Source organism: Mucilaginibacter sp., from assembly GCF_965225845.1.
In the GTDB taxonomy this organism is placed as follows: Bacteria; Bacteroidota; Bacteroidia; order Sphingobacteriales; family Sphingobacteriaceae; genus Mucilaginibacter.
The window spans coordinates 1139725-1161145 of the sequence record NZ_CBDDBL010000002.1 but is presented as its reverse complement, the minus strand read 5'-3'; the positions used below and the strand labels follow the sequence as shown (position 1 = coordinate 1161145).

The following is a 21421-nucleotide window of genomic DNA, read 5'->3' as shown; positions in this document are numbered from 1 at the left end:
GTGCTAAAGCTTTTCAACACTGTTTTCAATGTCTACAACAATGCTTTTAATTTTCTCATCAAGATTATTTACCGCCATTTCAAGGTACGGCAAATACCCCGATGCTAAAGCATAATCATCTTCTTTTATAAGGCTCATTAAGCCCATAATAGTTGTAAGTGGCGCCCTAAATTCATGTGCTTGTATATGGGCAATGCTTAATAACGATTCGTTTTGTTTTATTATTTTCTGCTCCCTTTCTTTACGCTCTGTAACGTTGCGTATAAGATATGATATTCCAATGATGTCATCATTTTTATCACGGGCTGCTTCAAATGTTGCATCCCACCATATTACTCCCATTTCACCATAATCAGTTGAACCCTCTTCAACATGCCTTATCCCTTTTAACGCCAGGTTGTAGCCGTCAAGAAATTTGCTTACAAACTCAGGCGCTATATAGGTAACAAACAAGTCACCCCTATCCATATCTGTATTGTGGGCTCGTTTAACAAAATTAAAGGCTGTTTTATTAAAGTCTATAACCTCTCCGCTTTTACCTAGCAAAACCTGGAAATTGGTTGAACTTTCAAAAAATGATCTTAATCTGATGCTCGCATCGTAAATATATTCTTGCTGCGCCTCAACCTCAGTTAATTTTTCCTGAAGTGTGATAGATTTGATTTTCAGCTCAATAGTTTTCATAGCTTGGTTAGCTATTACTTTAAGTAGCTGTTTTTGTTGCTCGTTTAAATTATTAGGGTTGGTATCTAATACACATAATGTGCCCACTTTTTGTCCTTCGGAGTCCCAAAGCGGTGTACCTGCATAAAACCTGATGTTAGGGTCACCGGTAACTGCATCGTGATATGCGAAACGAGGATCTGCAAGTGTATCGGGTATAATCATTACATCATCCTGTTTTATTGCATGAGAACAAAAAGTATCCTTCCGGGGATAAGTTTTAACCTCTCCTACAATATCCTTGCAATCTCTTTTAACTTTAAAGTATTGTGTATCGGTGTCTAAAAATGAAATTACTGCAGTAGACGCATTACACATTGTCGCTGCAAGATCTGTTATTTCCTGCAACTCTTTATCTAATTCAAGGTCCAAGCCAACAAAACGTAATACTGTATCCAAATCCGTATAAAATTAAAATAGGAAAGCTTATCTATATAATACGATGTTGGTTTAAATTTAGTTGTTGGCTGACACACCTAAATTACATTAAAATGCTATTTTAAACACGAGAGTTGTAAAATAGCATAAATTTCATGCGTTTACATAAACGCATCAAAGCTAAACAGTTTTAGCAAATAATAATTTTATCAGATCTTAATTTTGTAAAAACGCTGCATGCAAAAAAGGACTTCAATATAATTGAAGTCCTTTAAAATTCTATTGTTACTAATGATCTAATTATTTCGCAACGCGGCTGCTTTTAGCAGGCACTAATGGAACAAGGATGATAGCGATCAATACGGCAACTTCTAATACTACTTGCATGATGTTTGGATTTAAATTTTTAACAATGTGATTAATGTCTTTTTTGAAGACGTCACCTTGCATTTATGTCCTTGAAAAAGGTGATAAATGTAAGAACGACTGTAGTCTTCTGATCCACCATTGTCTAAAAACATGCCATCATAAATTTATAATGAAATGAAAACTAATCATGATTTTACGAAAACAATAAAAAATTGAAATCACATAAAATTTTTGATTTCTTTTCTAAAAAATACACTATTTCAGGTATTCGACTCTAAAAAGCAGACTTTTAACGAACAAAAATTCATCAAAAAAAATATATTTTGAAAAAAGAAGTTTAATATCAAAGTTTTGACGATTTATTTTCAAAAAATTAAAAATGATTTTTAAGTATTATTATTTTAAAAGATTTGCATTTAAAATAATCTAAAAAAACTATTTTGGTTGAAAATTATGTTGTTAAAAAGACTTAATAACTAAAATCACTCTTCAAATATTTTTTTTGCCATTTTGTCATAAACTCTACTAAACAACGAATTGAGACGGATTGGCAGAAAATAAGGCATGACAACAACTGACAAGCACTGACAAATTACAGAATATAGGAAAAACATAGAAACTAGTTCAATATAAGCACCATGCCAAAACGATAAGGTTTTTCGAATAATTAGGTTATAACAAGATTATTACTGTTCTTCGATCACCAGCATACTCCACCCCTTGCTGCCCGCATTGCTTAGCTCTTTTTTCTTATGATCCATAAGCTTCTTTATGCGGGTACTATAGGCCCAACACGTGCTTTGGCGAATAGCCACAATCTCCGATAATTTATGCGAAGAGATTTTCCCCTTAGTAGAGTACATCAAAAAAATCATGTAGAAAGCTTTATTTATAGGGATCCTGGTATTTTGTAAAATTGTATATGCAATAACAGATTCCTCATATCCACATTTAGAACATCTTCTGCTATAAGGCAAATGGCCGTGGCTATAATGATTATTAGCGCACCTACGGCAGTTGTACCCTTTCTCCCATTTAAGATCAGATAAGAACTTAAAACAGGTCTCACGATCAGGATATATCCTACTGAACTCTTCGAAGTCAACCTGCGCAGACATAACCCTGTCATGCGTTACTTTTTCGATGTTGGTATGCAGGGTAATATTATCATTCTCTAATAATACGTTAATCCGAGATATTTCTTCGGCCTGCTCCTTTAATAATATATTAACAGATTTAAGCTCGTCGTTCTGTTCCTCAATAACTGCAGATTTCTCAACCAGCTCTTTTGTACGTTCACGTACCTGGGCTTCTAACTGGCGGTTAAGGTTATCCTTAAACTCCTCGTTCTGTTTCATCTGCCTGATGATACGCCGCTGTGCATAATCTTTTTTCTTCTTCAGTATCCGTACCTTCTCACCTATTGCAAAGGATATGAACAGCATTTCCATTATAAAGCAAAAGCTAAGACTATAATGGGTAACAGGCCCTAATGGTAACCATGAAACATCAAATGCTATCAGTATTTTAATAAGAAAGCCTACAAACAGGAAACTATATCCTATCACAAAAAAACGTGCGGGCCAATATCCTTTATTTAAAATATAATAACCTGTATAACAAGCCAATAGCAATGGAACTATTTCAACTATTTTATAATTAAACCAGTTCTTATCAACGGTTAAGCACACCAGGAAGAATATTGTGCGCAATCCAATAACCACCCATATTAAAGTATTTAGCTTAGGAGCTTTAATCTTTACATACAACAAGCTACGCGTAAATAACATACCAAATACACTGGCAAAAAATAGCGCAACGCCATAAGCATATTGATTAAAAGCCGGAGAGTTTGGCCATAAATATTGATAAGCTATACCATCGGTACACATTTCGTAGAAACCGATGCTAAGATTATACATGATGTAATACAAATACTGCGTTTGCTTAATTGCAAAAAACATCATTAAATTATACAAGCTGAATACCAGCAGCATTCCGTAAAAAACGCCAAAGAAAAAATACTCATCGAGAGCATAATGCACAAACCAACCCACAGAACGAAGCACCACAAGAACATTTGCCGGTTGAGATGATTTTAATCGGATATAATAAATATGCTTACCATATAAATTACTATTTATACTAAGACTGAAATTTTTATGCTGAAACAACCGTTGGGAGAACGGCAAGTTACTCCCCATATGGGTTGAAGTATAAATATTATTGGCATTGGGCGAAAAAATTTCTATATCGCCGGTAGTTTGGTCGAAAAACTCTAACAGCCAATTGTTTTTAGTAGCCTTATTATGCGTAATGCTGATCCTGTACCAGTAATTTGTATTAAGATCGGTTACTTTCGGGTTGAAAATCTGGCTTGGTTTGAATTGGGCTGCTATTGAGGGATTATTCCTGATTTGGTCAAGTGTTAATTTACCGCTTTTATCCTCAAGCGCTTCAATTTCACCGTATGAAAAATAATGTTGGGTTATGGTATCATTAAGGGTTACTGTTTTTTGCGCATGGGCAATACTCTCGGCAAACAGAAAAAACAAAAACCCAATAAATAATACTTTAAGTAAATATTTACTCATTATTCTTAACTACGTATAAATTGATCTTCGGCTGCACTGGTACTAAAAAAGTATAATTGGTATTGCAGATAATACAATTATACTTTTTTTTAAGATCAATTCATACTTAAATATTTATTTCCCGCTTGTAAGGCCTAATGCCTCAATGTAACCTTTGTTAGGTATACAGTTTTCAAACTTGCAATTCTCAAGCATATCAAACAGGGCTTTTTTCAATTCTTCGCGATTTGCAGGTGCTGCCTTGCGGATATCTTCAAAACTTGTACGCTGGCCTTCGGCGTAGGCTATTACCTTATCATAATTAGCCGGAGTAGGGAATGTGATCACTCCCGCTGAATTAGTCATCTTTTTATATGGCCAGTAATGCCAGCTTATATTGTTTTGGTCGAGCAAGACCCTGAAATCATTTACCCATATATCATTATTTTCACCGGTTTCGCCGCAATAAATAGGCACATTATATTTATCTCTGTAATCAATATATTCCTGTATTACATCTTGAGTTGTTTTTGTCCAATATTTATGGAAAGTATAAATGGTTTTTGGATCGAACGGAGGCCCAAACATTTTCATGTTACTATCCCATTGCGCTCCACCCAAAATCGCTATATGGTTTTTATCAACGGTGCGGATGCTTTTAGTTATTTCTTTATAAAGTGGCTCCAGGTAATGGTTCAAGCTATCAGCCTTAAAATAATGCGCTATTGGTTCATTTAAAAGATCATAGCCTATTATAGCTGTTTCATTTTTATAGTGAGCTGCTATCCTCGTCCATATTTCAATAGTTTGCTGCCTTAATTGAGGGCTTTGAAACAGAAAGGGATAACCGTAACCATCATCAATATTGTCGCCTGTCTGGCCACCGGGAGCACAATGCATATCTAAAACAACGTAAATGCCTTCTTGCCTGCACCAGCCGATTACCCGGTCTAATAATTCAAAACCACGGTTAGGGTTGTTTTCGCCAAGATAATCTTCATTAGTAAAAAGCTTATAATCAAACGGGATTCGGATTGAGTTCATCCCGGTTGATTTAATATAATGTATATCTGCTTTGGTTATATAATTATTTAAATACTGTTTCCAGAAGGCCCGTGCATCATCAGGCCCTAATAATTCCGTAATAGCTTCGTTAATCAGCTTTGGCGAATTGATTTTCGAAAACTTAAACATATATCCTTCCGGAATTAACCAATTACCCAGGTTTGTGCCCTTCATTACAAACGGCTTACCATCCGGGCTTACTAATTCTTTCCCTTTTGTAGTAATAAAACCATTGGTTTGGGCATTAAGTAAATAAGGAGCAGCTAACAGGAATATGAGTATTATTGTTTTATTAATTATTTTCATAGGACATAGGGGTTAAACATAAGTACTACAGATTTTTATTTGGAAGCTAACTTGTTATTATTTTTAAGATAGTCTATTATTTTTTGCGATTCCTGCGGATATACAGCTATATGATGTGTGCGTACTAAGTAAGGGCGCTGTTTACCTTTGCCCTGAGTTTCAACAGCAATAACATCTGATGGCTTTGCAGGCATATGGCAGTCAATACAATTGTTCTTTATAGCAGCGCCTAATTTTGGCGCTAAAGGGCAAAAATTATGATTGGCAGTAGTGTGGCAACTCATACATTTTTGTGAAAATAGCGCAAGGTCTTGCCTTTCGTTTTTATGTACGTTATGGCAAGTGGAACAATCCATATTACTATTGATAAAGCATTTACTGCTGGCCAACAATTGGCTTTGATTAGCATGTACATCTAATTTTGAAGAATCGCCCGGAAACTGGTAAGGAGGTGTTTCTACAAAATCAGCAAGGTTATCGCCAGGTTTATAGGCAAACACAGTGTGTAGAATATGGTTTTTATTACCCGAGTGACATACCGCGCACATATTGATTTTTTCGGCACGTGTTAGTGATGCGTAAGTGGCTATATACTTAGCTTTTTTTTCCTGAGGAAATGCTGTTTGATAGTTAACGTGATTAGCAGCCGGCCCATGGCAACGTTCGCAATCTATCCCCAATATCAGCGAATTTTTATCAAAATCCTCTTTTACCAAAGAACCCAATCCCTGGCCTTCAGCAGGTAAGTCTTTTATGTATGAACTATGGCATTCAAAACACCTGCGCCCAATCATTCTGCTGTAATCAGCATAAGTGGAATCAAATCCGGGGCTATTTGTCCAACCGTTTAACGCCTTAAAGTATGACATCGGTAACTGATACATTTGATTACCCTGCCATGACAAATAGCTCTCCGCTTTAACCCCTCCAAATGTTATGTCAAAACGCTCGGCCTTAATTTCTTTTCCTTTATCATAAGCCACCTGGTATAATCCATCAGCACGGCTTTCCATTACCACCTTTAAATCCTTACTGAAATAGAAAGTATTGTTGTGCCCTGAAAAACTACCGCCAATAGTATGTATATCAGCAAGGCGAGTTGTTGAAAAATGTGCCGTATGCAAATAACTGTCATAAACATCTTTATGGCAATTAACGCATGTTGATGACCCCGCAAAAATATCTCCGCGAGGGTCAGGCTTGTTACTTCCTGTTAAGCATTGCGAAAAGATGAATACAAGTGGAACAATGAAAATTACAGTTAAAAACAACTTCCGATTTTTTTTCATCAGTATTTTACAGATAGTATTGAACTAACAAACGATATGCGACAATAACATAGCCGTTTATTGAACTATAAGTGTTGTAATTGAATGTGGCAAACTGGTTGTGTTGGCGGCCATCCCTTTTATCCAAAGGTTGTATGGCACGTCTTGATCTGTCAAATTTAATACAATTACTACCAATTTATTATCACTGTTGATAAATGCTGTGGTCATTAATTCATCACGGTTTGATGAAGCTATAATTCGCTTAGCTCCTGGCCTTACAAATTTTGAAAAATGGCCAATGTAATAGTAAGAATCCATGTAGGTTAGCTCACCGGTTTTAACATTAGCATGTATAGGCGAAAAGCAAAAGTTGCCAACGTGATTTGGGCCACCTGTTTCATCTAATAACACATTCCAATCTGTCCAGCCAACTACACCATTGTTAAAATCATTCACCATTGATTTTCCGTACAATTCACCATACTTCCAATCATTTATTTTACTTAGATCAAAGGTATCGCTGCAACCTTCAGTAAATAATAAATTTTTATCAGGGAATGCTTCATGAACGCGTTTTACATTATCAAAGTCGTCATGCACATACCAGTGAAATCCCATGCCCCAAACATATTTAGCTGCTTCCGGGTCTTCATACACAGTACTGGCACGTTGATACATCAAGTCACGGTTATGATCCCATATGAATAACTTTTTATCCGCCATACCACTTTTATGCAATGTTGGGCCTAAATAATTCTTGATAAAATCACGCTCGTCGCTCGCGGTATAAATACATGATTCCCACCTTTGGTTAGCCATTGGCTCATTCTGAACCGACAAACCCCAGATAGGGATGCCTTCTTTTTCATAAGCCTTAATAAATTTCACGTAGAAATTCGCCCAAGCCTGGTCATATTCAGGTTTAAGAGATCCTCCGTGTAACATGTCGTTATTAGTCTTCATGAATGCTGGTGGGCTCCATGGCGTTGCAAACAGTGTCAATTTACCACCTGCTGCTGCAATAACCTGTTTAATAAACGGGATACGATACTTTCGGTCATGATCAATGTTAAAAGTCTTTAAATCTTTATCACCGTCTTTAACATAGCTGTAGGTCTCGCTTGAAAAATCAGAGCTTTGGATATGCGTACGCCCTAAAGTATAACCAATACCAGTAGTTTTATTGTAATAAGCATTTAAAATTTCGTCCTGTTTTGCTTTAGGTAATTTATAAAACGTTTCGGCGGATGCATCAGTTAATGCCCCTCCTATTCCTAAAACAGACTGAAATGTTTTCGATGGATCTACAAAAATACAAACTTGCTTTTCAAGCGGCTGATTAAGGGGTTTAAAGCTAAGCGTAGCAGTTTTTGTAATTCGGTAATCTGTATTTTGCGCAGTTGTATATACTGATACTGATTTATTTATAGCTGTGTACGTCTTCTTAGTAGGTGATGCTGGTTTTATGTTAGATGTTTGCGCATCTACTAAAGCTGAGCACGAACATATCAATGCCAGTAATAAAGTTTTTTTCATTTATATATTTCGAATAAGGTTGAATCAATAGTTTAAATTATAATGCTGCTTTACCATTTAACCTGATATCGCGCGACGAGCTGCCAACAATAAAATCGAATGTCCCCGGATCCATTTCCCATTCGTTCTTAACGTCGTTAAAATATTTAAAGGCATCCTGATTTAAGGTGATGGTTACTTTCTTTTCTTCACCGGCCTTTAAAAATATTTTTTCAAAACCTTTCAACTCTTTATCGGGGCGTCGCAAGTTTAATTTCTCTTGCTTGACATATAACTGTGCTACTTCGGCTCCATCAACAGCACCGGTATTTTTCACAGTAAAAGTTACTGTAGCCTGTTTATCGGCTGTATTTATTTGCAGATCGTTGTATTTAAATGTTGTATAGGATAAGCCATGACCAAATTCAAACTGAGGATCAACATTAAAAGTATCATAATAACGATAGCCTACATAAATATCATCCAGGTAATTAACCGTTTTTCCATCACCCGGGTATTGCCCTAATTTTATTGCGGGAGCGTCGGCTAATTTTTTAGGGAAACTTACCGGTAATTTTCCTGATGGATTAACCTGCCCGAAGATAATTTTTGCCAGGGCGTTACCACCCTCCATACCCGGGTACCAGGCTTGTATAATTCCCTTAGCATTATCAACCCATTGAGTCATATCAATTGGGCCACCGCCCATTAACACTACAACAGTTTTAGGATTCGCTGCTATTACTGCCTTAATCAATTCGTTTTGACCAAATGGCATATCCATATTAGGCTTATCTACATCCTCTGCATCGTATGCGTTATCAGCCCAAACATCGTAATCATAACCATGTGTCCAACCGCCAACTACTATTACCATGTTTGCTTTTTTAGCAGCATCAACAGCTTGTTGAATTAAGGCCTCATCAGGACCGGCATTACGCGCAATATTATATCCCTTACAATAAGTGATCTTCACCTTTTTGCCAGCAATATTTTTTAACCCTTGCAAAGGTGTAATCTCATAAAACGCCCTAACCTGCGAACTTCCACCTCCAAATGATTGCTTTCTATCAGCATTATAACCTATTACCGCGATTGATTTTACACTTGCTGCTAATGGTAGTATATTATCCTCGTTTTTCAATAATACGATCCCTTCCTCGGCAACTTTTTCGGCCGTTAACTGGTGAGCCCTCGTATTGTATTCACCTTTTTGGCGTCTTTGACCGGCCATCATATTGGTTTTGTACATTACATACAATATGCGGCGAACCTTTGCATCAATAATATATTCAGGGATTTTGCCTTCTTTAACTAAAGTCACAACAGTATCCCCCATAAAAAACTTACCATAATCAGGATTTGGGCCTAAACTAAGATCGGTGCCCATTTCTAAATCAGTGCCGTTCCATACTGCCTGTGTTGTGCTGTGTACTGCACCCCAGTCGCTCATTACCAAACCCTTGAAACCCCATTCCTTTTTCAGAATCTGGTTGATCAAATAATTATTTTGTGTAGCCCATTGGCCTCTGAATTTATTATATGATCCCATTAAGGTATTAACACCACCTTCCTGCACAGCAGCTTTAAAGCCGGGTAAATATATTTCGCGCAGGGCACGTTCACTCATTTGAACATCGATACTGTTACGTAATGTTTCCTGATTATTACCAGCATAATGTTTCACACAAGCCGATATACCCTGATCCTGTACACCTTTAATATAACCAACTACCATTTTAGATACTAAAAATGGGTCTTCGCTCTGGTATTCAAAATTCCTGCCATTTAAAGGCGAACGCATAATATTGATTCCGGGACCTAAAATCACATCCTTACCTCTAAAATTTGCTTCGCTGCCCAATACTGAGCCAAAAGCGTAACCTAGTTTGGGATTCCAGGTTGAGGCAAGGCATACCCCGGTAGGTAGATATGTACCAGAATCAAGAACATTTTTTAATTCAGACCATCCCCTGCCGTGTTCAATCCTTACACCGTGCGGCCCATCTGAAGTAACCAACTCCGGAATACCCAAACGAGGCACACCGCCTGAAGTAAAGGATGAGCTCGCATGTATCATTTTAACCTTTTCCTGTAAGGTCATCAGCTTTATTAAGCTGTCGGATTTAAAAGCTATTTGTGCATCGGTATAATTACTTTGTGCGTTTAGTTTAGTAACAGAAAAAAATCCGGTTACACAGCAGAATAGGACAAGTTTGAGTTTAAGATTCATTAGTATAGTTTGTAATTTAATGCCACGTGTAAGTAGCTACAGCGCCGGCTTCTAATGTGCTGGTAACAATTTTTGAGTTGAATGAAATATTGAAAGATTGTGTACTACCGCTTGAATTTAATACAATAAGTACCTTTGAGCCATCAGTATTTTTAAAAGCGATGTTAGGTACTTCCGATGAAACATCAGAAGCTATTCTTGTAGCTCCCGGCCTTACGAATTTTGAAGCATGCGCAATTATATAATAGGAAACATTACGCTGAACAGTTGCGCCACCAGAAATGGTTAAAGCCCCCATACAGGTACTACATCCGTTTGTTGTATGTGGCCCAAACGAAGGATCGGAGGCAAGGTTCCATTCCAATACATTTCGGCTCCAGTTTTGCATCGCCCCAATAATTAAATTACCAACGTGATAACTTAAGTCGCCGCTAAAACTATCTGAACTGCCTGTATAATACTCAGTAAAATATATATTTTTATTAGGGAATGCATTATGTACTTGTGAAAGTGCTGTAATAGGGCCAGCGTAAAAATGAAATGCTGAACCATCTACATATTGATTAGCCGAACTATTTAAAACGTAAGTGGCATATTCAGGATGGTCACAATTATGATCGTAACAAATAATTTTAGTAGTGATATTATTGGCTGCGAATGCAGGGCCTAAATATTGAGCTATAAATACTGACTCAGCTGTATCCTGCTCAAGCATAGCTGGATTGTTGTAGGCGTTTAAAGGCTCGTTTTGTGGCGTAATTGCAGTAATGTTAACCCCTTGTGCGGCCATTGCCTGTATGTATTTTACAAAATAGTTAGCATAAGCACTATAATATTGCGGCAATAAACTACCGCCTGAAAGATTTCCATTAGTTTTCATCCAGGCTGGTGCGCTCCATGGGCAAGCAAGAATTTTTATATTTGGATTTATAGCAAGTATCTTTTTTAATGTAGGGATCAGATCCGTCATTGCCGGGGTAAGGCTAAACTGTGTCAGATTTGGATCTGTGGAGCCTGCAGCAACATCATCATAAGTATAAGGGGCAGTACTTAGATCAGATGCTCCTATAGTAAGCCTTAAATAGCTTACACCGATACAGGCGCTATCGGTTGAAAAAAGTTCTTTAATTAATGCAGTATTAATTGGTGTATTAAGTCCGTTTATCACCTGGGCGCTCCCATCTGTTAGTGCAAACCCAAATCCGTCAACGGTTTGGTATGTAGTGGTAGTATCTACATGAATCGTGATATTGCTGTTAGTGGTTGGCGTAAATAATAGTGATACATTTTGTTTGGCCAATAACTGTGACTGATCGGGATTGGTTAGCCACATGTTGACATCGGTTTTTAATGGTGCAGTTGTTGTACCAGTTGTACCGGTACTGCCATTGGTGCCGCCGCCTCCATTATTATTGCTCGGAGTTTTGCTGCAACCAAAAAACGTTAATGTTAAAATTGCAAATGTTGTGATAAAAACCGGTAGGTGGTTTTTTCTGTTTTTCATAAGGTATAATTTAATCCGTTACACTAATCAACTCTTTTTATTTTGTTTGTATCAGCTATATAATTATTATGATTTATACTCGCTGTATAAAAATAGACTGCCGGATTTAACCCGGCAGTCTATTTAATTGTGTTAATTTATATTACTTAGCATAACCCGGATTTTGAACCAGCTTAGTAGCTGCAAGATCCTGAAGCGGGATAGGCAATAATTCATTTTTACCGGCAGTAAAGCCTTTGAAAGCTAGTACCGATGGTGCATCACCCCACCTAACTAAGTCAAACCAACGGTGGCCTTCTGTCGCAAGTTCTAAACGGCGCTCGGCTTTAATATTAGCCATATTAGCCGTAACCGGAGCTAAACCAACTCTTGCACGTACCGCATTAAGTAGTATTCCTGCACGTCCAACATCGCCACCGCCTTGTACTAAAGCTTCTGCTTCCATCAGGTAAGTATCAGCTAAACGTATCTCGATGTAGTCGTTAGGGAAATTTAAAATATTAGTGCCCTGAGTTGACAAGTATTTGGTTAAAGGTGCATATTTCACCATGTAGTAACCAATTCCCTGATAACCTTCCTGGAATGATGAATGCTCAACGTTAACAAGGCTATCCATATTTAAAATAGTGTAACCATACCTCGGATCTTTCCCTCCACCGTAATATGGCGTTTGGAAAGCTGCCAATAATTGAGGAGTGATCGGGTTAAAGCCCCATCCACCAGCATAAGTTGCATCGCCAAAGTTTCTTGGGCCAACCATTTCAGAGTAAACACTTCCCTTAAATGCATCCCAGTTGTTCCAGGTATAAGCCTGGCTTGCAGTAAAGTTGATCTCGAATATTGATTCGCTGTTAAATTTATTATTCGGATCAAATATTGCCGCATAATTTGACTGCAAAGCGTAACCATACTGGTTTGTAGTACCTGGTGTACCATTAATAAGTGCAAACTCTTGCGCAGCAAGCGTATATTTTTGTTCATACAAATACACTTTACCTAATAAGGCTATTGCAGCACCCTGAGTAACCCGGCCGTCTTCTGCTGTTACGACAGTTACCGGCAAATTAGGAATAGCCGCTTTTAAATCATTTTCTATCTGTGTATACACGTCAGCAGGCTTAGCTTGCGGCTCATTATAAATTTGAGCTGGTGTAAGGGGAGCTGTGATCAATGGCACATTTTTAAATAATCTTTCCAGATCAAAATAATAGTGTGCACGTAAAAATTCTGCTTCGGCAGTATAACGTGTAGCCAATGCAGTACTTAATCCAGGAACACTACCTAATTTTGACAAAATAGTATTTGCACGGCTAACGCCCAAAAAGTTAATTGGCCAATAACCATTTTGCGGGCCTGCGCCTGCTGATAATTGATAATCATTCCATAATTGCCAATCCGGGGTATCACTTGAGCCACCACCACCTGCAAAGCAATCATCAGATGCAGCATTAAGCGGGCCACGAACATCGGTATAGGTTTGATCGATACCACCTGTTTCAGTAAGCAACGGATCATAAGCAGACACAAGGCCGGCGAATGCTTCAGTTGGATTAGCGTAATAATTTGACTCTGCAAACTCACCTTTAGGTTGGAGTTGCAAAAATGATTTTTTACAAGATGTGAATACACCAATCCCCATCAAAAAAACCGCGGTGCATGTTATATATCTTCTTTTCATAATAAATATTTTTTTAATAATTAACAATTATAAGGTAACATCAACACCAACCCTCAATGTGCGGGCTGTTGGATACACACCCTGATCAACTCCACCTATTTGGTTGCTACCACCCCATACTTCAGGATCAAATCCGTTGTATTTTGTAATGGTAAACAAGTTGTCGCCACTTACATATATATGTACCCTGCTTAAATCCAGTTTGCTATCTACGCTTTTAGGTAATGTATAACCTAACTGTAATGATTTTACACGGAAGTAAGCGCCACTTTGCAATAAAGCACTCGAAAGGTTATGGTAGTCACCATTCGGGTCAAGATTTGTTAATCTTGCAACATTAGTATTGGTATTGGTTGGTGTCCAGGCATCTAATGCAGTAGTTGGGTAGTTAGCAGTAGCAATATCTAAACGGCGATATTCCTGCAGAACTTTATTACCCCAAACACCCTGGCCAAATACGGCTAAATCCCACTGTTTGTAATTAACAGCAAAGTTAAATCCGTAACTCCATGGCGGGGTTATGCTACCTAAAAATTCGCGGTCGCTTGGGCCAATAGGGCCTACACCTGTAGTACTTTGATAAATATAATCTCCCGGTTTAGCATTAGGTTGGTATAGGTTTCCATTTTTATCTTTATAAGCATTAACCTGTGCTTGCGACTGGAATATACCTAACACTTTGTAACCATAAAATGAATTAAATGGTTCGCCAACAGCTGAACGTAGAATTTGCGAGATGGTTGCGCCTTGCCATGCACCGCCTGTTAAATATGGCAACTGAGCTAAGCTTGTAACCTCGTTTTTATTATAAGAAATATTACCGCTTAAGTTAAGCTTAAACTGGCCAACTTGCTTGTTATAACCTAATTGTAACTCAACACCTTTATTGCTCATACCACCGGCATTTTCAAACGCATTGCCGCTAACACCGGCATATGCTGGCGGAGGTACATTTAGCAATAAATTATCAGCTTTTTTGTCGTAAAAATCAACTGTTATATTAAAATTATGGAACATTATCGCATCAAAACCTATATCTGTTTGTTTATCCTGTTCCCATTTTAGAGCAGCATTAGGAAGAGAACCTGGACCATAACCTTGAGCAAGTGTTTGACTACCGCCGTTCCCAAAAACATAAGTACCCAAAGGAGAAACAGTTGGTGAGTATTGGAATTCACCTAAAGTCAACTCATTACCCATACTAGCATATGAAGCACGCAGTTTAAAATAGTCAACAAATGAGTTTTTTGGAAAGAAATCCTCTTTAGTAGCTACCCAACCAGCTGATATTGCTGGGAATGTACCATAAACATTATCGCTACCAAATTTTGATGAACCATCACGGCGAATTGTCGCGTCCAATAAATATTTCTCATCATAGTTATAAGTAACACGTGAGAAAAGTGATGCATGCGTTAAAGGTTGATTTTGCGCTGCATAACCATAACGATCTACTTGAGGTAAATTAAAGTCAAATGAAGCCTGTTGGTAAGAAGTTATCGGCTCACCATAATTTTGATCCTGTACTAAATCTCCACTTTCTTCTTCAGAACTTTGACCTAACAAAATAGAGAAGTTGTGTTTACCAATTTGACGGGTGTAAGTAGCTGTATTATCCCAGTTCCACTCTAAATTACGATTGAACTGAGCAAACTGATTATTTGTAGCAGGAGGAATATTTGAATTGTTGGCATTCAAATAATACAGTGGTGTAAATGAATCACTACCATAAAACGATTGTTTCGCAGCAATATCAGTTTTAATGTTCAAACCTGGTATAGGTGTTATTTGTGCAAATGCATCGCCAAACAAATTATGTGACCAGCCATAATTACCGTTTTGCAACTGTTCAGCAGCAATTGGATTGACAATCTCATTGGCTACATAGTTTGATATGCCGTAAGGTTGACCCTGAGCATTACGGATAATGTATGGGGAAAAGTTAGGATTAGTGTAAGTTGAAGCATTAGGCTGTGCAGCAACATTGGTAACTACAACTGGTGTAAGCGGATCCAGGTTCAATGCATCACTCAACGGACCACCAAAAACACTATTAGTGTTAAAATTTGTAGTACTTTGTACATATGAATATGTAAAGTTTTCGCCGTATGAGAACCATTTTTTAGGCTGTGAGTTTGTATTTACCCTAAATGTAGCTCTTTTATAATCAGAATACTTTGGTGTTACGATACCTTCCTGGTTAAAATAACTTACCGAAGTAAAGTAATTTGACTTATCAGTTCCACCGCTAACAGCTAAATTTTGTTGCATAATTGGTGCATTACCAAATATTTGATTTTGCCAGTTTGTACCTGTACCATATTGCGAAGGATTAGTGAACGGTTGTGTAGTCCCATCGTTTGCTGCAGCCTCATCGCTCAATTGTGCATACTGACTTGCATTGGCTAAACCTACTTTTTTAGTAACAGATTGCGTGCCATAATAAAAGTTATAAGTAACTTTTGGAGTACCTATAGCTCCTTTTTTAGTGGTTATTAAAACTACGCCATTTGATGAACGTGAACCGTAAATAGCTGCGGAAGCATCCTTTAATACCTGAATTGATTCAATATCGTTTGGATTGATAGCATCATACCCGCCATTATCCCAAATCTGACCATCAACAACATATAACGGATAGCTATCACCTAATGAACCTGCACCCCTTATATATATATTTGGTGATGATCCAGGTGCACCTGATGATTGCGTTACTGTCACCCCCGCGGCATGACCTTCCAACGCATCATCTACACGAACGTTCGGCTGATCTTTTAAATCAGCAGCAGTTACGCCAGAAATTGCACCTGTAACAGTTGCTTTCTTTTGTGTACCATAACCAATAACAACAACCTCATTTAAACCGGTTGTGTTATCCTCTAAAGTAACATTAACGTTCGGACGGTTGCTTACAGCTACATCCTGTGGATTAAAACCTACGAATGAAAACCTTAAGGTTCCGTTTGCAGGTGCACTAATTGTGTAATTGCCGTCAACGTCAGTAATTGTACCTTGTGTGGTTGATTTTACCGTTACAGTAACGCCAGGAAGGCCAGCTCCTGTTTTATCAACAACTGTTCCTTTAACAGTGATGTTTTGTGCTAAGGCAACTGATATGCCCGATAACAGGAAAATAAATAGAATTGTAATTGTTTTTCTCATGAATAAAAAATTAAAATTGGTTTATGATTGCGTGTTTCTTAAAGTTCGTATTTGAATAAATAGAACATACACTCGCTACTAGCCATAACTAGTTAAATAGTAAAATGGGTGTTTCATTACTAATTGGTTTAATTAAATAAAATTTGCACAGGATTGTTACTTAGGTTTTTCCTGTATTGGTGCACCAAACTTATGAAAGTTTGAAATATAAAAGCAAATTTTTTTATATAAATAGTTGATTTTTAGTACATTATGACAATTTTGAAACGCTTCAATCACAATCAATTAATTAATATTGCGCTTGATAATCAGTATAAAACACAAATTTTAGTGTTTCATGTAAAAAAAATGATACGCTTCATTCCAACACCTCAACTTAAATTAAAAACCTCATTTAAACACCGTAAGGGCACTTTTTTATTTATCAGGTAGCAGCGCATACTGATAAAAATCACTGAAAAATAAATCAAGAATGGATTTTTCGATCAATTTTTGCTTAATGGTTTAGCAATTATTTTAACTGTATATTTTACATTAAATTAAATCGCAGGTAATAAAAAAGGCCTTTATCCGTCTGCGGAAAAGGCCTTTCTTTCTATAATTTTATATCAAGAAATCACTTAGATGTGATTACCTGTGCAGTGCCACATAAGCGTATGCCGGTAAAGTATACTGCGTTGAGAAGGTGATATTTGCGCCTGTAAAACCGTTTATCCAGGTGGTATTTTGCAATGCAGCCGGAACCGTAAATGTTTCCGAACTGTTTTTAGTATTAACCAGTATCAAAACATCATCTGTTCCTGATGTCTTTTCAAATGCAGCAATATTTGCATCTGGATATTGCGTTAAGGCGCCAATTTTGACAGCAGCGTGAGCAGCCCTAAACGCCAATATTTTTTTGTATGCTGCAACCATGTCCGGGTTGGCAGTATAATCAACAGGTACAACATTGAAAAAATTGATGGCACTCGGGTAGCCAACTTCCTGGCTATCATAGATCAAAGGAACACCACCCATATAAGCAACCATTGCGAACGCCGCTAATGCACCCTGCTTACCATTGTATTCGGTAATTGTACTGCCATCAGATGACGCATCATCGTGATTAGTTATGTAGCGTAATTTTGTTCCTGAAGCTGAGATAGATGCAATTTCGCTGGTATTAGTTGCAAACAATGAGCTAACTGATGTGCTACCTGCAAATAAAGATTTAATTGAGCTGTAATAACTAAATGCGTAATCTAACTGAAAACCTGATGATATTTCACCACTGGTTGTACCCTCTGCCAGATATATTAATTTGTGAGTTTTAATGTTATTTAATGTATCTAATGCTTGCGTCCAAAAATCAGCAGGTGCATTATCGGCATCATCGCAACGATAACCATCAATATTGGCAGCAAATATCCAATATTTCATATCTTTTATCATTGCTAAACGCATGTTCTGGTTATTAAAATTTAATGCGGCTACATCTGTATAGCTTGAGAGCTGTTGAATTTGCCCTGATGAATTTTGCACGTACCATGATGGGTTCGCAGTTATCCACGGGTTATCCCACGAAGTATCGTTGGCTTCCCAATCCATAATTACAGCCATTCCTAATGAATGTGCAGCTGCAACATATGCCTGAAGATCAGCCAGTGTACCAAATTGAGAATTCACCCCGGTGTAATTCATTACACAATATGGCGATCCAACAGATTTTAATACACCAATAGGATAAGTTGGCATTAACCATATAACGTTAACTCCTAAAGCCTTAATTGAGTCGAGACGTGCCATTGCACCTGAAAACGTTGCAGGTGTATATGTATTTATATTTACCTCATAAATCACCATATCCTGTGTATTTGGTACATTATTGTAGGGTGTACCATACTGAGCCGGATCGCCAGATGATGTAACTGTTTTAACCGGAGTGGTGCTACCGCCCCCACCGCCGTTTGATTTACTACAGCTAACTATTAACATCACCGATAAGCATGATAATAGTATAGCACTTAATTTAAGTTTTGATTTTAAAGCATTCATATTCACAATTTCCCCTGGATTAATAGTTTATATTTATTTTATTTGAATTATTCTTTATTACTACACATTTAACCTGGCAAGCTTCGGCAACCGATGCACTCCCCTGCGGATCAGTATTTGCTGCTGCACTTAAAAACGCATAACTGATGTTTTCTAATTTCGAACTGCCACTTTCTAAAGAAAGATTATTTACTTGATCAAATCCATGCAATATCAATCTTATAAATTTAAAATGCGAAGTATAATTCCCTTCAGCATCATTAAACATAATGTTACGATTCGAAGGATTAAATGTTATTTTACGCTTATAATATTCCCCTTTTTGATATTGAAAGCTTTTGCCATCATCTTCATAATATATAAAGCTGTTATTTTTTTTACCGTTATAAATATGAATAGTTAGCGTATCGGTTGGCAATATAGCTGTTGATTGTACCAGCGATTGCATTGGTATTATGCTACTGCCTTTAACGTAAACAGTTAGTTTATTGATATTAAGCTGAATAACTTTATTTTGTTTGCCCGCCTGTACTGAATCTGTATAAAGATCATACCATATTCCTTCCGGAAAATAAACCTTTCCGTAATCTTTTCCGCTTTCAAATGGTGATATCATAAATGCATCGCCAAATTCATATTGATTTTGATAGTCAGGATATAATACTTTAGGATCAAAAGTATAATTGATAGCCAATGAGCGCATTACCGGAATTCCGTTTTGGGTAGACTCATAAAATGTAGAGTATAGATATGGTAGTAGCTGATAACGAAGACTAATATAGTTACGTGCAATATCTAATACATCTTCGCCAAAAGTCCATGGCTCCGATGCTTTTGAGTTTAAACTCGTGTGATTTCTGAAATAAGGAATAAACGCACCCAGTTGTATCCAGCGGGTGTACAAAGGTATTGATGGGTTACCTGTAAACCCGCCAATATCCATCGCCGTAAATGATACCCCGCTTAAACCTAAACTGTTTAATAGACGTACGCCCTGCAACATATGGTCATCTTCAGCACGGTTATCTCCGGTCCAGATGGCTGTATATCGTTGTAAGCCCGCATAGCCCGAGCGTGATAAAATAAACGGGCGTTCTTTAAATTGTTCAACGGCACCTTCGTAGCTTGAACGGGCCATTTGCATGCCATAAACATTATGCGCCTGTAAATGAGTGGTTAAGTGTCCATCATAGTCAAATAAAACATTATCCGGCATTTTTTGGCCCCAGGTTGATATTTCGTTCATATCATTCCATATTCCGCTAACGCCTGATTCTGCGAAGAATTTAATTTGCTTATGCCACCAGTTACGGCCTTTTTGACTAGTAAAATCGGTAAAATTACACCAACCCGGCCATACCTGCCCGGTATAAGCTTGTCCGTCAGGATATTTAATATAAACATCATCCCTTAAACCACTCTCGTATGCAGGTGCGCCTTTGGCTACCTTAATACCAGGATCCACAATTACTGTAGTCCTGAAACCTAATTTTTTTAAGGTGTCGTTCATCAAAACAGGGTTCGGAAAACGGCTGTTATTCCAGGTAAATAACTGGTATTGATCCATATAATGAATATCGAGTGTAATCCCATCAGCCGGGATGCGTTTTTCGCGCAGGGTACGTGCTATACGCATTACCTCAGCCTGCGGATAATAACTGTAACGGTTTTGCTGATACCCTAAAGACCATAGCGGAGGCAATGGCATACGCCCGGTTAAGTAAGTATACGAGGTAATAATATCCGCCAGGCGTTTATGATAAATGAAGTAATAATTCATCTCCCCTCCTCTTGCACCAAATGAAGAAAATCGATTGTTGCTCGCACCGAAGTTAAAATCGGTTTGATAAGTATTATCAAGGAAAATACCATAATTTATATTGTGATGTATGCCAATATAAAACGGTATTGTTGAGTATAGCGGATCCTGGGTTACACTGTAGCCATATACATCCGAATTCCAGTTCATGTAGCCATTTCCTGCTCTATCCAGGTTGCCAATTTTTTCGCCAAGGCCAACGAAATGCTCATTATCCTGTAGTTTTTTATAGGTAGTAACTGCTGTACCAACCCATGATGTTGTTAACCCGTGTTCATCTTCGTTTATCAGTTCTCCGTTTGGCGTATAAAATGCGATAGAAAAAGGCTCTTTTTGGATGATGGCTTTAACCGAATCAGTTTCCAGTGTAATAGTTTCGTTATTTTGAATTATTGTTGTTTTTGTTTTTTGCGGTTCACCAACTACAGCATAAGAAAAATCATCGTCTAACGGTTTTTTATCTAGTCTTACACGGATAATTGAGGGATTGTAAACGGTAATTTTCCCATAGACGTTACCGCACTTGAAGGTAATATCCTGCGAGCCGATAGTAACTGTTTCTATATTACCCGCTGTTAAAACAGGGGACTGCGCCATTACGCGAGGCATATTTAAAACACACGCAAGCATAATTGTGATCTTAATGAATTTCATGAATAATAGTAAGGATGAATTCATACTGCCTTACAGTTATCTGTTTCGGCAATAAATATTGTTTAATAATAATTTTGGCATAATTGCAAAAAGCCACATGGCGTGGCTCATACATTTGATTTACAACATGGGTGGCG

Annotated in this window: 12 protein-coding genes; all 12 read right to left on the bottom strand. The window is 37.5% G+C overall.

Features of this window, described 5'->3' with window-relative positions; genetic code table 11:
• Window positions 1-3 precede the first annotated feature (3 nt).
• Entirely contained in the window at window positions 4-1122 is a 1119-nt protein-coding gene (locus tag ACYZ0U_RS09025) for a GAF domain-containing protein (protein ID WP_461451756.1), read from the bottom strand.
• Between the two features lie 279 nt (window positions 1123-1401).
• A complete protein-coding gene (locus ACYZ0U_RS09020) occupies window positions 1402-1551 on the bottom strand; it encodes a hypothetical protein (RefSeq protein WP_461451755.1) in 150 nt (49 codons plus the stop codon).
• Between the two features lie 605 nt (window positions 1552-2156).
• Complete coding sequence (locus ACYZ0U_RS09015; RefSeq protein WP_461451754.1) at window positions 2157-4064, bottom strand: 7TM diverse intracellular signaling domain-containing protein; 1908 nt, start codon at window positions 4062-4064, stop codon at window positions 2157-2159.
• A 114-nt stretch (window positions 4065-4178) separates the two neighbouring features.
• A complete protein-coding gene (locus ACYZ0U_RS09010; protein ID WP_461451753.1) occupies window positions 4179-5414 on the bottom strand; it encodes a glycoside hydrolase family 5 protein in 1236 nt (411 codons plus the stop codon).
• A 35-nt stretch (window positions 5415-5449) separates the two neighbouring features.
• On the bottom strand, window positions 5450-6703 hold the full coding sequence (locus ACYZ0U_RS09005; RefSeq protein ID WP_461451752.1) for a cytochrome c3 family protein: 1254 nt from the start codon (window positions 6701-6703) through the stop codon (window positions 5450-5452).
• 57 nt (window positions 6704-6760) lie between these two features.
• Window positions 6761-8221 carry a glycoside hydrolase family 30 protein gene (locus tag ACYZ0U_RS09000; RefSeq protein ID WP_461451751.1) on the bottom strand — a complete coding sequence of 487 codons (1461 nt, stop codon included), beginning with the start codon at window positions 8219-8221 and terminating at the stop codon, window positions 6761-6763.
• Between the two features lie 37 nt (window positions 8222-8258).
• The gene (locus tag ACYZ0U_RS08995; protein WP_461451750.1) at window positions 8259-10433 is read right to left on the bottom strand and encodes a glycoside hydrolase family 3 C-terminal domain-containing protein; all 2175 of its coding nucleotides are present in this window, start codon (window positions 10431-10433) and stop codon (window positions 8259-8261) included.
• A 16-nt stretch (window positions 10434-10449) separates the two neighbouring features.
• Complete coding sequence (locus ACYZ0U_RS08990) at window positions 10450-11937, bottom strand: glycoside hydrolase family 30 protein (protein ID WP_461451749.1); 1488 nt, start codon at window positions 11935-11937, stop codon at window positions 10450-10452.
• Window positions 11938-12079: 142 nt separating this feature from the next.
• Window positions 12080-13615, bottom strand: a complete 1536-nt coding sequence (locus ACYZ0U_RS08985) for a RagB/SusD family nutrient uptake outer membrane protein (RefSeq protein ID WP_461451748.1) — start codon at window positions 13613-13615, stop codon at window positions 12080-12082.
• Window positions 13616-13642: 27 nt separating this feature from the next.
• Window positions 13643-16777: a SusC/RagA family TonB-linked outer membrane protein gene (locus ACYZ0U_RS08980; RefSeq protein ID WP_461451747.1), complete on the bottom strand. Its 3135-nt coding sequence runs from the start codon at window positions 16775-16777 to the stop codon at window positions 13643-13645.
• 630 nt (window positions 16778-17407) lie between these two features.
• Entirely contained in the window at window positions 17408-18811 is a 1404-nt protein-coding gene (locus ACYZ0U_RS08975) for an alpha-amylase family glycosyl hydrolase (protein WP_461451746.1), read from the bottom strand.
• Window positions 18812-18830: 19 nt separating this feature from the next.
• Window positions 18831-21308 carry a glycoside hydrolase family 31 protein gene (locus ACYZ0U_RS08970; protein WP_461451745.1) on the bottom strand — a complete coding sequence of 826 codons (2478 nt, stop codon included), beginning with the start codon at window positions 21306-21308 and terminating at the stop codon, window positions 18831-18833.
• Window positions 21309-21421: the final 113 nt, after the last annotated feature.